The following is a 14,943-nucleotide window of genomic DNA, read 5'->3' as shown; positions in this document are numbered from 1 at the left end:
CCTCGGCAGCCGTCCGCGATCTCGTCGCGCTTCGAGCGTACGACCATTCCGCGCCACCGGGCGCCATCGCACGGGGTGCCGGGCGTAGGGTGCTCCTCCGCCAGGACGAAGTCAAGGGGCACCGATCAGCGACGTCCGATGCCCGCCGCGGGAGTAGCGTCATCTCCCGGATCGACCGTCGACGGGACGGCCGTGGAAGGAGTCATTCCATGTCGAACACGTCGACCTCCGGGCAGCCTGCCCCGGTCCGGAGCCTCGTCCCCGCCAGGATGGACCGATTGCCGTGGACCCGGTTCCACTGGATGATCGTCGTCGGTCTCGGCTTCTCGTGGGTGCTGGACGGCCTCGAGATCCAGATCGTCGCCTCCGCCGGATTCCAGAAGTCGCTGGGGCTGTCGGCGGCGGAGGTCGGCCTCCTCGGGACGATCTACCTGCTCGGCCAGGTGACGGGTGCCCTCGTCTTCGGCCGCATGGCGGACCGCCTCGGCCGCAAGAAGCTCTTCATCCTGACCCTCGCGATCTACCTCGTCGCGAGCGGCATCGCCGGCCTGTCCCCCACGTTCTGGTTCCTCGCCATCTTCCGGTTCTTCGCCGGCATGGGCATCGGCGGCGAGTACGCGGCGATCAACTCGGCCATCGACGAGCTCATCCCGTCGAAGTACCGCGGGCACGTCGACATCGCCATCAACGGCACCTACTGGGGCGGCGCCGCCCTCGGATCGGCGGCGAACCTGTTCCTGCTGAACACCGACTACTTCGCCGAGGACGTCGGCTGGCGCATCGGGTTCTTCATCGGGCCGGTCCTCGGTCTCGCCATCATCTTCCTGCGCCGCCACATCCCCGAGAGTCCGCGGTGGCTCATGACGCACGGTCGGGAACAGGAGGCGGAGGCCACGGTCGACGACATCGAGGCGACCGTCCGCAAGCAGGGCGGGACGATCGAGCCGGTCGACGAGTCGAAGGCGCTCACGGTGCAGGCCCAGGGCCACATCCCGATCCGGACCATCTTCGGCGTCCTCTTCTCGAAGTACCCGAAGCGCACCTTCGTCGGCCTCGCGATGATGATCACCCAGTCGTTCCTGTACAACGCGATCTTCTTCACCTACGCGCTCGTGCTGCAGAACTTCTACGGCACGAGCCCCTCGTCGACGCAGTACTACTTCTTCCCCTTCGCGATCGGCAACCTGCTCGGCCCACTCCTCCTCGGCAGGCTGTTCGACACCTGGGGTCGTCGCCAGATGATCTTCCTCACCTACGGGGTCTCCGGGGCGGTCCTGGCCGTGTCGGCGGTGCTCTTCAACGCCGGTGCGCTCGACGCGACGACCCAGACGATCTTCTGGTGCGTCTCGTTCTTCTTCGCCTCCGCCGGTGCGTCAAGCGCCTACCTGACCGTGAGCGAGATCTTCCCGCTCGAGCTCCGCAGCCAGGTGATCGGCTACTTCTTCGCGATCGGACAGATCGCGGGTTCGGTCGCGCCCCTGCTCTACGGGATCCTGATCGGTGACGGCACCGACCGCGGGCCGCTCACCGTGGGCTACTTCGTCGGTGCCGGCGTGATGGTCCTCGGCGGGTTGATCGCCCTCATCTTCGGGGTCGACGCCGCGCGGAAGTCCCTCGAGGACATCACGGAACCCCTGTCGATCGTGCGCGAGGGGAAGGGCTCGGGAAGCTGATCCCGGTCCGCGCTCAGTCCTCGTCGGAGACGTAGACCCCGAGCGTCTCGGCGAGGCGCTCCCGCTCCACCGCCCGACGGCCGGCGCCCTTGGCGCTGGCCGTCGTGAGCGTGGCGAGGATGTGCAGGGTGAGCGCGATCCCGATCGAGGAACTCGGGTGGCCGTCCTCGGCACGGCCGAGCACGATCGTCTCGTCGGCGTACGGGGTCAGCGGGGCGTCCGGCGCGTCCGTGATGAGCACGAGGCTGCCTCCCGCCTCGGCGAACGGGACGACGGAGTCGATCGTGTACTTCCGGTACCGCTGCAGCGACACGGCGATCATGACGTCGCTCGTACGCACGTCGCTCAGGACGTCGAGGGGACGCACGATGGTGCCGTCGATGAGCGTGACGTTCGCGAGGCCGTAGCTGAGGTCCGCGGCGAGGAGGGACGCGTAGGTGAACGACTTCGACGCCCCGATGAGGAAGCGTCGCCGGGCGGAGACGATGAGGGCCGCTGCGCGTTCGAGGGCGCCGTCCGCCTTGGCCGAGGCGAGGGACTCCTCGAACTGCTTGCGTTCCTGCTCGAGGAGTCGGTGCTTCAGGACGGACGCGGAGCGTCGTTCGAGACGCTGCTCCGGGCGTTCGCCGGGGACGGCGGTGTCCTCATCGGTGAGGAAGAGGGTGTCGTCGTTCACGCGCGGTCTCCTTCGCATGCCGTCGCCGGGGTTCGGGCCGGCGCCGTCCGTTCGTGTCGGCAGCAGCACCGACGGCCCGCCGGCAGGTCACCCGGCGAGGTTCCCTTGATGGTAGCGACGGGAAGCGCATACAGGATCGCCGGAACGACAACGATTCGGTGCACACGCGTCCGGTCGTGCGACGGTCAGCGTTCGGGCTCGTCGTCCAGGTCGGGCAGGGTGATCGAGGACGTGAAGAGGCTCGCGCGCTGTTCGGCCTCGGCGCTGCCGCTGAACAGCCCGACGGGCTCGGTGACCGGCCCGCCGCGCTTCGGCACCGGACGAGGCTCCTGCTCGACCATCTGCACCCGGTTGCGCGGGATCGCCGACGGGTTCTGCGCGAGGATCCACTCGACCATCTGCTCGCGCACGAGGCATCGGAGGTCGAAGAGGGTCGGTGCGTCCACCGCGGTGACGAGGATGCGGATGCGCACGTAGCCGCCGACGGCGTCCGTGACCTGCAGGACCTGCGCCCGGCCGTCCCAGAGGTCGGTGCGGTCGAGGATGCGCTCCAGCTCGGTCCGCATGACCGCGGGACTCACCCACCAGTCGAGGTCGAACTCGACCGACCCGAGCAGCTCGCTCGTGTTCCGCGTCCAGTTCTGGAAGGGCGTGGAGGTGAAGTAGGTGGACGGGAGCACCATGCGGCGATCGTCCCAGATGCCGACGACGACGTAGGTGAGGGTGATCTCCTCGATCCGGCCCCACTCCCCCTCGACGATGACGACGTCGTCGACCCGGATCGCATCGCTGAAGGCGAGCTGGATCCCGGCGAACACGTTCCCGAGGACGGACTGCGCCGCGAGGCCGGCGACGATGCTCACGACACCGGCGGAGGCCAGCACGCTCGCCCCGACGCCCTGGACGCCGGGGAACGTCAGGAGGATCGACGCGACACCGACGATGACGACGACCGCGATCGCCAGGCGACGGACGAGCGCGAGCTGCGTCTGCATGCGGCGGGCGACCTTGTTGTTCGGGACGTCGATGCGGTACCGGGCCTGGCCGAGCCCGATGACGAAGGCGAGCAGCGCGGCGACCAGCCACGTCGCTGCGGCGATGACGGCGATCCGGAAGGTCTGGTCGATGAACCCACGGGCGGTCTCATCGGGAAGCGTCGCCGCCACCGCCGGCCACACGGCGACCAGGATCACGAGGGCCCGGAAGGGGTGCCTGGCACTCCCGGCGAGCGCACCCGGCCAGTCGCTCCGCCGCGCCGCCATCCGGAAGGAGACCGACACGATCACGATGACGACGAGCGCTGCGATCAGCGCTATCCCGGCTGCTGCGGCGACACCCCACCAGCTCTGCCAAACGAACATCCATGCCTCCTCGAGCCGGTCGTGCACTAGTGTGTTCCTCCGCCGACCGATACCGTACGGCGCAAGCGTCCAGCGTAGGGGCGGGTGCATGCCGCGCTCGACCGCTTGCGCGGCCTGCCACGAACCTCTCAGGCCGAGTTCACGTGGCTGGCGCGTCCCACGTGAACCGAGCGAACCTCCCCGTTCACCGAGGTGGCACGGCCCGGGCTGCCCTTCGACAGGCTCAGGGACCGAGCATGCGCGACCTCCCGGTCCTGAGCCCGTCGAAGGCGGCACAGCTCCGGGACCGCAGCGGTGCGGACAGACGTTTCCCGGTCACTGAGCTTGTCGAAGTGCCCACGAACAGGCCTCATCGTTCCGATTCAGTACGGGTGCACCTCTTCCGGTCACTGAGCCTGTCGAAGTGCCACAGCTCGGGGACCGCAGCGGGCGCACCTTCCCGGTCGCTGAGCCCACGAAGGCCCACGTCCTTCCGGTGCACGGTCCTGGCTGTCGAGGTACACCGACGAGGCCCGCCGCGGCCCCACTGCTTGAGCTGGTACTGGCCAGAGAACCGATCAGCCCGAGCATGACCTCGTGCGGGTACTCGGCCGACCGGTGCTGGAACTCGGTGACCGCCGGGTTGAGGATGACGCCGTCCTGGATCTCGACGGCCCGCTGGACGGTCAGGCTGTCGGCCCAGGCGGCCGGTCCGGCCAGGACGGTGGGCAGGAACGGCAGCAACGCCTCGCTGTTCTCCCAGCTGGACGAGTTCCACAGGAGCGACGGACTGTGGTCGACCGCGTAGTAGTTGATCTCCCCGCGCCCGACGGTGAACATCGGGTCGTCGAACCCGGTCGTACGCGCCCATTCGAAGGCCATGCCCTCGTCGCAGGAGACGTCCACGATGAGGCTCCCGGGCCGGAACGCGCCGAGATCGTCCTCACGGAGGTAGAGCAGTGGTGCGTTGGGGTCCTGCAGCGTGCAGTTGACGACGATGTCGCTCTCGGCCAGGAAGGGTGCGAGCGGCACGCGGCCCTCGTCGGTGATGACCTCGCTGAGGTACGGGCCGTCGTCGTGGTCGAACTGGATCATGCGGGCGGAATGGATGGGCGCCGCGACCGCCGCGACCCGGCGGTTGGTGAGCACGCGCACGTCGTGGATCCCATGGGCGTTGAGCGCGGTCACGGCACCTCGGGCGGTCGCGCCGAACCCGATGACCACGGCGGTCAGGCGACGGCCGTAGCTGCCGGTGGAGCCGCAGAGTTCCAACGCGTGGATCACCGAGCTGTAGCCGGCGAGCTCGTTGTTCTTGTGGAAGACGTGCAACCCGAAGCTGCCGTCGGCGGCCCAATGGTTCATCGCCTCGAAGGCGATCAGCGTGAGTCGTTTGTCGATCGCGAGCTGCGTCAGCGCGGTGTCCTGGACGCAGTGCGGCCAGCCCCAGAGCGTCTGCCCGTCGCGGAGCTCCTGGACGTCCTCGAGCTGCGGTTTCGGCAGGAGGACGACGTCCGCCTGCGCGATGACCTCGGCGCGCGTCGCGAACGAGCGGACGTAGGGCGCGATCTCCTCGTCGGAGACGCCGAACCGGGCACCATAGCCGTGCTCCACGACGATCCGAGACCGGAACTCCTCCGGGATGCGCTCGAAGTGCGCCGGGTGGATCGGCACGCGTCGTTCGTCGGGTTTCAGCGAGGTGCCGATCACCCCGAGGACGGCGTCGTGCTGCACGGTCGGTTCGGATGCTGCTGGCATGACTGCTCGTCCCGTTCACGGGAACCGAAGCGGCGCCGTGCCCCTGACCGTACAGGACGCGGGCGCTGCCGACACGGACGCTCCGACACCCGGAAACGCGACAACCCCGCACCGTGAGGTGCGGGGTTGTCGTTGCAGCTGGTGGACCCAAGGGGATTCGAACCCCTGACCCCCTCGATGCGAACGAGGTGCGCTACCGGACTGCGCCATGGGCCCAACTACTCGTCCAGGCTAGCAGAACCGGCGAGCCGTTTCGAACCGGCCGCGCTAGTCCTCGTAGGGGTTCGGGCCGTCGTCGACCGGCATGCTGCCGTCCTTCGGATTGGCGGCGATGAGGGCAGCGAGGTCGAGATCGCGGAACCAGCGGAGCCGCTGGCTCCGGGCACGCCGATAGTGCTCGTCGACGACCGGCTCGTCGAGGACCCGGTCGAGCTTCGCCTGGATGGCGCGCTCCAGGTCGCCCCACGCACGCTCACGAGCGGATTCCGCGATCGCCGCGACGAACTCCTCGTCCTTGCTCACCCGACGGAGTTCGGCGGCGAGCCCCGAGTACACCTCGCGGCGACGGGACAGGGCGCTCAGGTCGCCCGCGCGGTAGTCGTGCTGGTGACGAGCACTCCCCCGCCGCTGGAACGCCGTCTGGCGCGCCTCCCGTGCGAGGTCGGCGTACTCCTCCTGCTCGTCCGCCATGCGTCCCAGCTCACGCCGGACGGCCGCCTGCGTCGCCTCGGCGTCGTAGGACGCGCCGTCGCGGAGTGCTCGCTCGATGATCCAGTTCGTGACCTCGACCACGGTCCAGGACCGCGCGATGAGGAGGCCTTCCTCGACCGCGTGCTCGACCGGCGGCGGAGCCACCTCAGGGGGCGCGACGTAGGGCTTCATCGGCTTCCGCCGGCTCTTCCGCCACACGCCCATGGTCACCTTTCGCGTTCCAGGGCGTCGACGAGAACCGAGCGACGAACCCCCTCGACGAGTCTATCCGTCGCCGGTGACCGGTTCATGAACGACCGGACGGGCGCGGTCGGGACTCAGCCCGCGGCGCGGCGACGCTGCAACAGGGTGGAGCCGCCGGCGGCGATCTCGCCCTCGTCGATGACACCCATCGAGGCGAAACGACTCGGGGCCGGCTGCGGGTCGACGCGCTCGGGCTGCGGAGCGGCGACGGGCTCCGGACGACGGACGATCGTCGGTACGACCGGCGCGAGACGCTCGGCGCGGGAGGCGATGGCCTCCTGCATGGCCGCCTGGCGCAGGCGATCGTAGGCGTCGGCCTTCGCCAGCTCGGCGGCAGCCGACGAGCCCTCGGAGAGGTGGAGCGGCTTCGGGATGGACGTCGGGGTCCACGTCTGCGCCTGCGACGCCGCCTTGACGGGCTCGTTGTACTCGAAGAGCGCCGACTCGACACGCCTGGTCGTGACAGCGACCGCCGGTACCGGCGCGACGGCACGGTGGGCGATGCGCGACATCCGGGAGAGCGCAGAGAGCGCGAGCAGACCGACGACCGTGGACGAGATACCGAGGACGAGACCGCCACCCGCGAGGAACGCGGTCACGCCGGAGCAGAACCCGATGATGGAGGCGACCAACACGGTGGTCGCGAGCAGTCTGGAGCGACGACGGCTTCGCGCGAGCTTCGCCGCTCGGGCGTTGCGCTGCACGGCACGGGCTGCGGCAGCGGCCGCACGACGAGCATCCTCCGCGGCACGGGCGGCGGCTTCGGCCTGCACGGCCCTGGCCTCCTCCTCGCGGCGGATCCGGTCGGCTTCGGCGAGTTCGACGCGCGCCGCGGCCTCGGCCGTCGCCTTCGTCCTGGCCTCGAGCTGCTTGAGGAGCTTGCGCTGCGCGGCGACCTCACGCGACGTCGCCTCGAGCCGGACGGCCTCCGGGACCTCAGCCGTCTCGGCGAGCACACGGAGCGTCTGCTGCAGCCGGATCGCGTTGCGCTCGCTGGCGGAGAACTGACTGTCACGCACCCACGACGGCACCAGGTACACCAGCCACAGCATCGCTGCGACCAGAATGATCACCCCACCGCTCAGGAATCCGCCGTCCATGTCCCTGACCGTAGCGGGTGCAACGACCGGAGACGGGCAGTCGTCGGGTGTGTCCCCGGATAGAGGGGGAAAACGGCTACCGGGTCAGCGGGTGGGGAACGGCGACGCGGCCGCGAGACGGTCGGCCTCGGGGATCACGCACGCGTCCTTCGGGACCTGGCCGTCCAACCACCGGTTCAGGACGCCGCCCGGGACTTCTTCGCGGACGAGGCCGAAACAGAAGTGGTCACGCCAGTCGCCGTCGATGTGGATGAAGCGGCGCCGCAGTCCCTCGTACCGGAACCCGAGCTTCTCGACGACCCGCAGGCTCGGAGCGTTCTCGGGCCGGATGCAGATCTCCAGACGATGGAGCTGCAGGGCGGTGAAGCAGTGGTCGGTGGCCAGGGCGGTCGCGATCGGTGTGGCACCGAGACCCGCGAACCGCTGGGAGACCCAGTAGCCGATCGACGCCGAGGCCAGCGATCCGTAGGTGATGCCGGAGACGTTGAGCTGGCCGGCGAACTCCCCGTCGACCTCGATGACGAACGGGAGGCCGGCACCCGAGCGTGCGTGGTTCTGCAGCGACCGGATCGCCGCACGGCTGTCGGCCGGGACCGGGCCGTAGGGGCTCGTCGCCTCCCAGCGGCGCAACCAGGCTCGGTTCTCCGCGAGCTCGCGCTCGAGCGGCCTCGCGTCACGGACCTTGATCGGCCGGATGCTCACTCGCCCACTGCTCAGAACGGGTACGACCTGCGCCACCGTGCCACCCCTCTCGCGTTCTGTGGTGAGCCTAGTGGAGCGCTCACCGATGCACCGACACCACGTCGTCGACAGCATCGCGCCCCGAGATCCGCAGCTGCGGACCCGGGGCGCGTCGTGCGTCGTCGGGTGGACTCAGTCGAGGTCCCCGGCGAAGTCCTTGAGCCACGGACGCAGCTCGGGACCGAGGTCCTCGCGGTCGACGGCGAGCTGCACGATCGCCTTGATGTAGTCGAGGCGGTCGCCCGTGTCGTAGCGACGGCCACGGAAGATGACGCCGTAGACGCCGCCCGTGCCTTCGACGTCGGCGGCCATCTCCTGGAGCGCGTCGGTCAGCTGGATCTCGCCACCCTTGCCCGGCTCGGTGCGCTCGAGGATCTCGAACACCTCGGGCTTCAGCACGTAGCGGCCGATGATGGCGAGGTTGGACGGGGCGTCCTCCTTCGCGGGCTTCTCGACGAGCCCGGTCACCCGGACGACGTCGGGGTCGTCGGTGGCCTCGACGGCTGCTGCACCGTACATGTGGATCGAATCGGGGTCGACCTCCATGAGAGCGATGATCGTCGCGTTCCGCTTGTCCTGCTCGTCGAGCATGCGCTCGAGGAGGACGTCGCGGGCGTCGATCAGGTCGTCGCCGAGGAGCACGGCGAAGGGCTCGTGGCCGACGTGGCGCTTGGCCCGCAGGACGGCGTGGCCGAGGCCCTTCGGGTCTCCCTGGCGCAGGAAGTGGATGTCGGCGAGCTCACTCGACTCGTTGACCTTCTCGAGGCGCTGGGTGTCGCCCTTCTTCGCGAGGTTGAGCTCGAGCTCGGTCACGCGGTCGAAGTGGTTGGCGAGGGCGTTCTTGTTGCGGCCGATGATCATGAGCACATCGGCGAGCCCGGCGCTGACGGCCTCCTCGACGACGTACTGGATGGCCGGCTTGTCGACGACGGGGAGCATCTCCTTCGGCAGGGCCTTCGTCGCCGGAAGGAACCGGGTGCCGAGACCTGCTGCGGGGATGACTGCTTTGGTAACACGAGTGGTCATGAGGGAAAACCTATCGTGTGGAGTCGGTGAAGTCGCCGAATACCCCCTCGATCGAGGGTGAAATCCCCTGAACCCCTGGACGAGGCGGCGGATGTCGGGTAGGACGTCGGGCAACGAGCCGGGCGCGACGACGAGCCGTTTAGAATGGGTCGCATGACGAGCCCCGCCGAACACGAGAAACGAGCGCTGCGCGCCGAGCTCCGTGAGCGGCGGGAGCTGCTCACCTCCCTGGAGAAGGAGCGCTCGACCACCGGCCTGACGGACAACCTCCGAGCCCTCGTCTCCCGCTTCGGCGCGACCTCCATCGCCTGCTACCTCTCCTCCCCGAGCGAGCCCGACACCCGTCCCTTCCTCCAGTGGGCGCAGGAGGCGGGCATCCGCATCCTGTTCCCCATCACCCGCACCGACGGGCTCCTCGACTGGACGATCGGCGAAGAGGGCATCGAGACGGTGGGCTTCGCCGGCACCCCCGAGGTCGTGGGTACCACCCTCGGTCCCATCGCGATCAACGACGTCGACCTCATCCTCGTCCCCGCGGCCGCCGTCGACGCCCACGGCATGCGCATGGGCTGGGGTCGCGGGTACTTCGACAAGACGCTCGGCTCGATGGAGCGCTGCCCTCCCGTCTACGCCGTGCTGTACGACACCGAGATCCTCGACGAGGTCCCGAGCGAGATCCACGACGAACCCGTCGGCGGTGCCGTGACCCCGAGCCGCATCCTCGACTTCGACCAGGTCAGACCGCGCCGCTGAGCGCGCCGACCCACCACATCCCAGGAGACCCCGTGCCCACCTACGCCTACCGCTGCACCGAGTGCGGCAACGCCTTCGACGTCCAGCAGTCCTTCACCGACGACTCCCTCACCGAGTGCCCGGCGTGCTCCGGCAAGCTGCGCAAGCTCTTCAGCGCGGTCGGTGTCACGTTCAACGGCTCCGGCTTCTACCGCACGGACTCCCGCGCCGGTGCCGGCAAGGGCTCGAGCTCGATCCCGGCCTCCTCGAAGTCCTCGGAAGGGTCGTCGAGCTCGTCCTCCTCGGACACCAAGGGCGGATCCTCCTCCTCGGGCGGCTCCTCCAGCTCCGGCTCCGGCTCCAGCGCCACACCGGCCTCCGCCGGGAGCAGCCGCGTCCTGAGCCGGTAGCGTAGCCAGGGTCCTGCACCATCGCCGATCCCCCAGGGAGACCCCATGCTCAAAGGCTTCAAGGAGTTCATCCTCCGCGGCAACGTGATCGACCTGGCCGTGGCCGTCGTGATCGGGGCCGCGTTCACCGCCATCGTCAACTCGCTCGTCGAGAACATCTTCAACCCGCTGCTCGGGGCGCTCTTCCAGGCGGAGAGCCTGAAGGACGCCTTCATCGTCGCCGATCCCGACGCTCGACGGAGACGACGGCCGAATCTCCAGTTCGGTGCGTTCCTCGGCGCGGCGATCCAGTTCGTGCTGGTCGCCGCCGTCGTCTACTTCGTCATCGTGCTGCCGATGAACCACTTCAAGCGCATCACGACGAAGCCGACGATCGCCGACGAGGCCGCAGCGCCGAGCGAGCTGTCGCTCCTCACCGAGATCCGCGACGTGCTGAAGACGGGCACGAGCGCTCCGCTGCCGCCCGCACGCGACGACACGACCGACGGCCGCTAGTCCGGCTCGTCCAGCAGCACCGACGTCCCGTCCCGCTCACCAGTGGGGCGGGACGTTGCGTTGCAGCTCGTCGTCGTTGCCACCGCCGCCAGCGGGTTTGGCGGTGCCGCCCCAGGCGGCGTCGGTGTCCTCCGCCGCCTTGACGGGATCGGCCGGCAGCTGCGGCGCGGGATCCGTCCCGGGAGCACCGGGGCGGATCGCCCGCCTCGATCCTCGGGGACGGACGATCCGTGGCTCCTGATCGTCCTGCATGATCAGTGTCCGACCATCAGTGGCGTGGGACCTGCACGGCGATCGGCGCGGTGTCGAGGTGCTCGGTCGTGTTGAGCCCGAGCACACCGGCCACACGCTGCGCGACCGCCTCGGCATCGGCGAAGAGGTCGAAGCTGTGCACGCGGACGTAGTGCCAGCCGAGGCGGCGCAGGACGTCGGGGCGGAGCCGCAGCGATTCACGGAGGCTCGCGTCACCCAGTTCCTCGTCGCACTCGACGACCACGGCTCGGCCACCCCACGAGGCGACCAGGGCGAGCTTGCCGCGGTAGCCCATGTCGACCCGCATCCCGAGCGTCTCGAGGCGCGTCGCGAGGTCGACGAGCATCGGCTCGGCCTCGTGCGTCGCCTGATCCTCGGAGGCGCGGCGCGACGTGTCCGTGAGGATGCGTGCGAGCGCGAGGATGCCGTGCTGGATCCGGTTCTGGTCGAGGTCCTCGGGGCGGACACACGAGACGATCACCATGGACCGCCGTGCGCGCGTCATACCGACCGCGAGCAGCCGGTCGCCGCCGGGCTGACCCAGCGCGCCGAAGTCGGACAGGACCCGCCCGTGCGGCGTCAGGCCGTACCCGATCGAGAAGATGACACGGTCGCGGCTCTCGGCCACGGACTGCTCGAGCGTCAGCACGGTGAACGGTTCCGCCCGCTCGCGCAGGAGGAAGTCCGAGAGGTCGGCCCGACGGGAGAACGCTGCGAGGACCGCCTGCTGGACCCGGACCGCGTGCTTGTCGCTCGCGGTCACGACCATCAGGGATTCCTTCGGGCGGTTCGAGGCGTGCTCGAGGACGAGTTCCACGACCCGTTCGACCTCGACGTCGACACTCTCCACCGCTCCGGTGACCGGGTCGGGCATGCCGAGCCCGCCGGGCACGTAGTCGAGGCTCAGGCTGCCGTGGCCCAAGAACGAACCCGCCCACGGCAGGGAGTCGATCTGGCCACCGTAGAACCGCTCGTTGACGAGTTCTGCGAGGTCCTCGCCTCCGGCACGGTAGGAGCGCGTCAGCATGAGGGTCGGCAGGACGGAGCTCAGCTGTTCGAGCGCGGACTCACGGTGCAGCTCGGCGATGTCGGCGTGCTGCTCGGGCGTCGCCTCCTGATCCGTCAGACGGATCTCGAAGGGCGACGGACTCTGCGTGACCGGGTCACCGAAGGCGACGACCTGACGCGCACGACGGATGGCGTCCACGTTCTCGGCGAGGAGCGTCGCTCCAGCGTCGACGAGGAAGACGGCGTCGAAGGACGCGCTCTCGGGGATGCGAGGCACCTCGTACGGCGAGACGAGCCAGACCGGAGCGAGGACTCGGGACAGCGTGGGTGCCGCCTGCTCGAGCTCGGCCGCTCGGAGCGGTCGATCGCGCTTGAGGAGCGACCGGAGCGCCATGCCTTCCGCGGCATGGTCGACGAGACCGATCTTCCAGGTGTCGGCCAGCAGCGAGGCGAGGAGCTGTCCGGAGGCGGAGGCGTGCGCCTCGTCCACCAGCCGGAAGTCGGACTCGAGACGCTCGACGACGCTCGTGTTCGCACCGAGCAGACCGCGGTCCTCGGTGAGCACGAGTTCGAGCATCGACTGCCACCACGCGAGCTCGAGCTCGTCGGCGAGGCGCGTCCGCGGCACGTGCCGCTGTGAGAGGTCGATGATGAGCTCGCCGAGACCCTGCTCGCGCAGGCCGGCGAGGATCGCGGTGCGCTCCTGGAGGTTGTGGAGGACCTCCGACTCGGCGGCGAGCTCGGAGATCGTGCGGACGAGACTCGGGATCGCGAGGCGTCCGAGGCGGTCCGGAGTGTCGGCGATGCCGAGCGGCTGGTCGACCAGCTCGAGCTTCGCGGCGACCGTCTGGTACGCCTGCTCGACGTCCGCGATGCCGAGCGGCACCTCGGGCGGCGCGCCGGTCGTCACGTAGCGCTGCCACAGGGTGCGCTGCTGCTGGATCCGACGGAGGGCGGCGTTCATGTCGGGCACGTGTGCGCCGGGCCGCAGGTACTCCTTGGCCAGGGCCTTGAGTCGCCGGCGGCTCGCCGACGACATCGCGGCGGAGTCCTTCCGCGGGCTCGTCGCGACGATCAGGTCGGCGAGCGACCGGTCGAAGACGTCGGGCTGGAAGCGGTCGAGCGTCTCCCGGATGTCCGCGAGGAGTCGCAGGTAGATGCCCAGCTCGTCGATGGACTCGAACGGCCGCATCTGCGTCTGCCCGATGAGGCCGTACGCGCGCTCCAGGAGCTGCGGCAGGTCCTTACGGTGCAGGCGCTTGGCGAGGTCGTGGGTCTCTTGGGCTTCCGCGGTCGTGTCGAACGACGCGCCGTACCAGGGCGAGTCGCCCGGACCGTAGCGGAACTCGCCGAGGGCGGCCGCGCCTTCGAGCGCCTCCGCCGCGCGGGAGCGGCCTGCGGCGAGCCCGACGAGCGTCTGGCGGTCGAGCCGGACCAGGGTTCCCGGAGGGTGCGGCAGCTTGGAGAGCTTCGAGAGTGCTTCGAGCGCTTCGATGACCGAGACCCGCAGGTCCGGGTCCTTCGCCTGCAGCGAGGTGCGGTAGTCGATGAGGACCCGACGCAGCCGGACGAGTGCGTCGTCGACCTCGCCGACCTGCGGCGGGATCGCGCGCTCGTTGCGCGTGATCGCCTGGATGAGGTCGCGGCGGAGGGTCGACGGCGACGCGCACAGACCGGGCAGACCGACCTTGGTCAGGCGGTGGCGGATGCCCTCGAGCGTGGAGCGGCGGGGGCTGACGACGAGGACGCGCTTGTGCTGCGACGCGAGCACGCCGATCGCGTTCACGATGGTCTGCGTGCCGCCCGTGCCCGGAAGCGTCGTGACGACGAGCGAGTTGCCGGCACCGATCTGCGCGATGACGTTCTCCTGCTCGACGTCCGCGTCGAGCAGGAGGGTGTCGGTCGACGGCGGGCGGTCGTCCTGGCCCGGCGCGTCGACGGGCGTGAAGCTGCTGCGCACGAGGCCGACCGCACCCTCGTCGCCGGCGACGGCGTCGAGGATCGGGTGGTCGAGCTTGGCGGCGTCGTCGAGCAGGGAGTGACCGACGGCGGCGAACGAGGAGACGAGCAGACGCGGCTGGACGGTGAACCACTCGAGCCCGGCGGCGAGCGAGCGGAGGCGGTCGATGACGGGCTGCGGCTTGAAGACCCCGCCCGATTCACTCAGCGCGACGAACTCGTCGGGATCGAGGACGATGCCGAACTGCTCGCGGAGGGCGCGGACGAGTTCCGGGTTCGCGGTCGTGGCGCCGCGCAGCTTGACCTCGTAGTCGCGACCGTACCGGCGGATGGCCAGCGGCCGGAGCAGGACCGGCGCGCTGAAGTCCTCACCCTGATGCGTCCACTGGGCGAGACCGACGGCGAGGTGGACGGCGTCGATGCCGCGGACGGTGGAGAGCTCGATGCCCTTCGTCGTGATGCGGTCGGCGGCGCGCTTCGCACCGCGGAGCGCGATCTCGTCGCGGATGAGGTTCGACAGCAGCGTCGACTTGCCCGAGATGAACTGCGGCAGACCACCGGGATGCGTCGAGCTGAGCTCCACCCGGGTCGTCGGGGCGTCCACGAAGTGGAGCAGCGGCGATGGGCCGCCGACCGTGCTGAGCTGCTGACGCCAGGCGTGCAGCGCCGTGTCGACCACGCCTGCCGATGCCGCCACGGGACCCTCGCGGAGTTGCGCCTCCGCTGCTTCCCGTTCGACTCCGGACGTCACGTCGCCGTCATCCCGTCTCTTCTCTAGCCGCCACACACTTGCACCATACGTGCCCGGTAGTGGAAACACCG

The 14,943-nt window shown here is 69.6% G+C and carries 12 protein-coding genes, 1 tRNA gene and 1 pseudogene; 4 read left to right on the top strand and 10 right to left on the bottom strand.

Going from position 1 to position 14,943, the window contains the following annotated elements; genetic code table 11:
• The first annotated feature begins 209 nt into the window (after nt 1-209).
• Nucleotides 210-1,673 carry an MFS transporter gene (locus AC5JOC_RS06350; RefSeq protein ID WP_137242052.1) on the top strand — a complete coding sequence of 488 codons (1,464 nt, stop codon included), beginning with the start codon at nt 210-212 and terminating at the stop codon, nt 1,671-1,673.
• A gap of 13 nt (nt 1,674-1,686) precedes the next feature.
• On the opposite strand, the gene AC5JOC_RS06345 is transcribed toward AC5JOC_RS06350, so the two are convergent.
• The 8 genes and pseudogenes from AC5JOC_RS06345 to galU form a co-directional block, all read right to left on the bottom strand.
• Entirely contained in the window at nt 1,687-2,349 is a 663-nt protein-coding gene (locus AC5JOC_RS06345; protein ID WP_197977484.1) for a MurR/RpiR family transcriptional regulator, read from the bottom strand.
• A 185-nt stretch (nt 2,350-2,534) separates the two neighbouring features.
• On the bottom strand, nt 2,535-3,710 hold the full coding sequence (locus tag AC5JOC_RS06340; RefSeq protein ID WP_086474686.1) for a mechanosensitive ion channel family protein: 1,176 nt from the start codon (nt 3,708-3,710) through the stop codon (nt 2,535-2,537).
• A 576-nt stretch (nt 3,711-4,286) separates the two neighbouring features.
• Nucleotides 4,287-5,444 (bottom strand): annotated as a pseudogene (locus AC5JOC_RS06335) (N(5)-(carboxyethyl)ornithine synthase); the annotation flags it as partial.
• Nucleotides 5,445-5,583: 139 nt separating this feature from the next.
• Nucleotides 5,584-5,660, bottom strand: a tRNA-Ala gene (locus AC5JOC_RS06330).
• 51 nt (nt 5,661-5,711) lie between these two features.
• Nucleotides 5,712-6,365 carry a hypothetical protein gene (locus AC5JOC_RS06325; protein ID WP_137242059.1) on the bottom strand — a complete coding sequence of 218 codons (654 nt, stop codon included), beginning with the start codon at nt 6,363-6,365 and terminating at the stop codon, nt 5,712-5,714.
• 107 nt (nt 6,366-6,472) lie between these two features.
• Entirely contained in the window at nt 6,473-7,498 is a 1,026-nt protein-coding gene (locus AC5JOC_RS06320) for a hypothetical protein (RefSeq protein WP_274499586.1), read from the bottom strand.
• 84 nt (nt 7,499-7,582) lie between these two features.
• On the bottom strand, nt 7,583-8,236 hold the full coding sequence (locus tag AC5JOC_RS06315; RefSeq protein WP_086474356.1) for a GNAT family N-acetyltransferase: 654 nt from the start codon (nt 8,234-8,236) through the stop codon (nt 7,583-7,585).
• A 135-nt stretch (nt 8,237-8,371) separates the two neighbouring features.
• Nucleotides 8,372-9,265 (bottom strand): UTP--glucose-1-phosphate uridylyltransferase GalU, encoded by an 894-nt coding sequence (gene galU, locus AC5JOC_RS06310; RefSeq protein WP_079001930.1) that lies wholly within the window; start codon nt 9,263-9,265, stop codon nt 8,372-8,374.
• Between the two features lie 153 nt (nt 9,266-9,418).
• On the opposite strand from galU, the gene AC5JOC_RS06305 reads away from it, so the two are divergent.
• Genes AC5JOC_RS06305 through mscL form a run of 3 tightly spaced genes read left to right on the top strand, consistent with a single transcriptional unit; the run spans nt 9,419 to nt 10,902 of the window.
• Nucleotides 9,419-10,018, top strand: a complete 600-nt coding sequence (locus tag AC5JOC_RS06305) for a 5-formyltetrahydrofolate cyclo-ligase (protein ID WP_085511023.1) — start codon at nt 9,419-9,421, stop codon at nt 10,016-10,018.
• Between the two features lie 32 nt (nt 10,019-10,050).
• Nucleotides 10,051-10,407 carry an FmdB family zinc ribbon protein gene (locus tag AC5JOC_RS06300; RefSeq protein WP_494245807.1) on the top strand — a complete coding sequence of 119 codons (357 nt, stop codon included), beginning with the start codon at nt 10,051-10,053 and terminating at the stop codon, nt 10,405-10,407.
• Nucleotides 10,408-10,452: 45 nt separating this feature from the next.
• A complete protein-coding gene (gene mscL, locus AC5JOC_RS06295) occupies nt 10,453-10,902 on the top strand; it encodes a large conductance mechanosensitive channel protein MscL (RefSeq protein WP_494245805.1) in 450 nt (149 codons plus the stop codon).
• Between the two features lie 36 nt (nt 10,903-10,938).
• Here the strand turns inward: mscL and AC5JOC_RS06290 are convergent, their stop codons facing one another.
• Together AC5JOC_RS06290 and AC5JOC_RS06285 are read right to left on the bottom strand one after the other, a co-directional pair.
• Nucleotides 10,939-11,154: a hypothetical protein gene (locus tag AC5JOC_RS06290; protein ID WP_079705393.1), complete on the bottom strand. Its 216-nt coding sequence runs from the start codon at nt 11,152-11,154 to the stop codon at nt 10,939-10,941.
• 16 nt (nt 11,155-11,170) lie between these two features.
• Nucleotides 11,171-14,908 (bottom strand): AAA family ATPase, encoded by a 3,738-nt coding sequence (locus tag AC5JOC_RS06285; RefSeq protein ID WP_202937979.1) that lies wholly within the window; start codon nt 14,906-14,908, stop codon nt 11,171-11,173.
• Nucleotides 14,909-14,943 lie beyond the last annotated feature (35 nt).

The organism is Plantibacter sp., from assembly GCF_059073635.1.
Note: the sequence above shows the minus strand (reverse complement) of the source record. Positions and strands in the feature narration are given on the sequence as shown.

Excerpts from the sequence above, each read along its gene's own strand:
- AC5JOC_RS06350 (WP_137242052.1), top strand. The coding sequence starts at position 210 with ATGTCGAACACGTCGACCTCCGGGCAGCCTGCCCCGGTCCGGAGCCTC.
- AC5JOC_RS06320 (WP_274499586.1), bottom strand. The coding sequence starts at position 7,498 with ATGGACGGCGGATTCCTGAGCGGTGGGGTGATCATTCTGGTCGCAGCG.
- AC5JOC_RS06305 (WP_085511023.1), top strand. The coding sequence starts at position 9,419 with ATGACGAGCCCCGCCGAACACGAGAAACGAGCGCTGCGCGCCGAGCTC.
- AC5JOC_RS06340 (WP_086474686.1), bottom strand. The coding sequence starts at position 3,710 with ATGTTCGTTTGGCAGAGCTGGTGGGGTGTCGCCGCAGCAGCCGGGATA.
- mscL (WP_494245805.1), top strand. The coding sequence starts at position 10,453 with ATGCTCAAAGGCTTCAAGGAGTTCATCCTCCGCGGCAACGTGATCGAC.
- AC5JOC_RS06290 (WP_079705393.1), bottom strand. The coding sequence starts at position 11,154 with ATGCAGGACGATCAGGAGCCACGGATCGTCCGTCCCCGAGGATCGAGG.
- galU (WP_079001930.1), bottom strand. The coding sequence starts at position 9,265 with ATGACCACTCGTGTTACCAAAGCAGTCATCCCCGCAGCAGGTCTCGGC.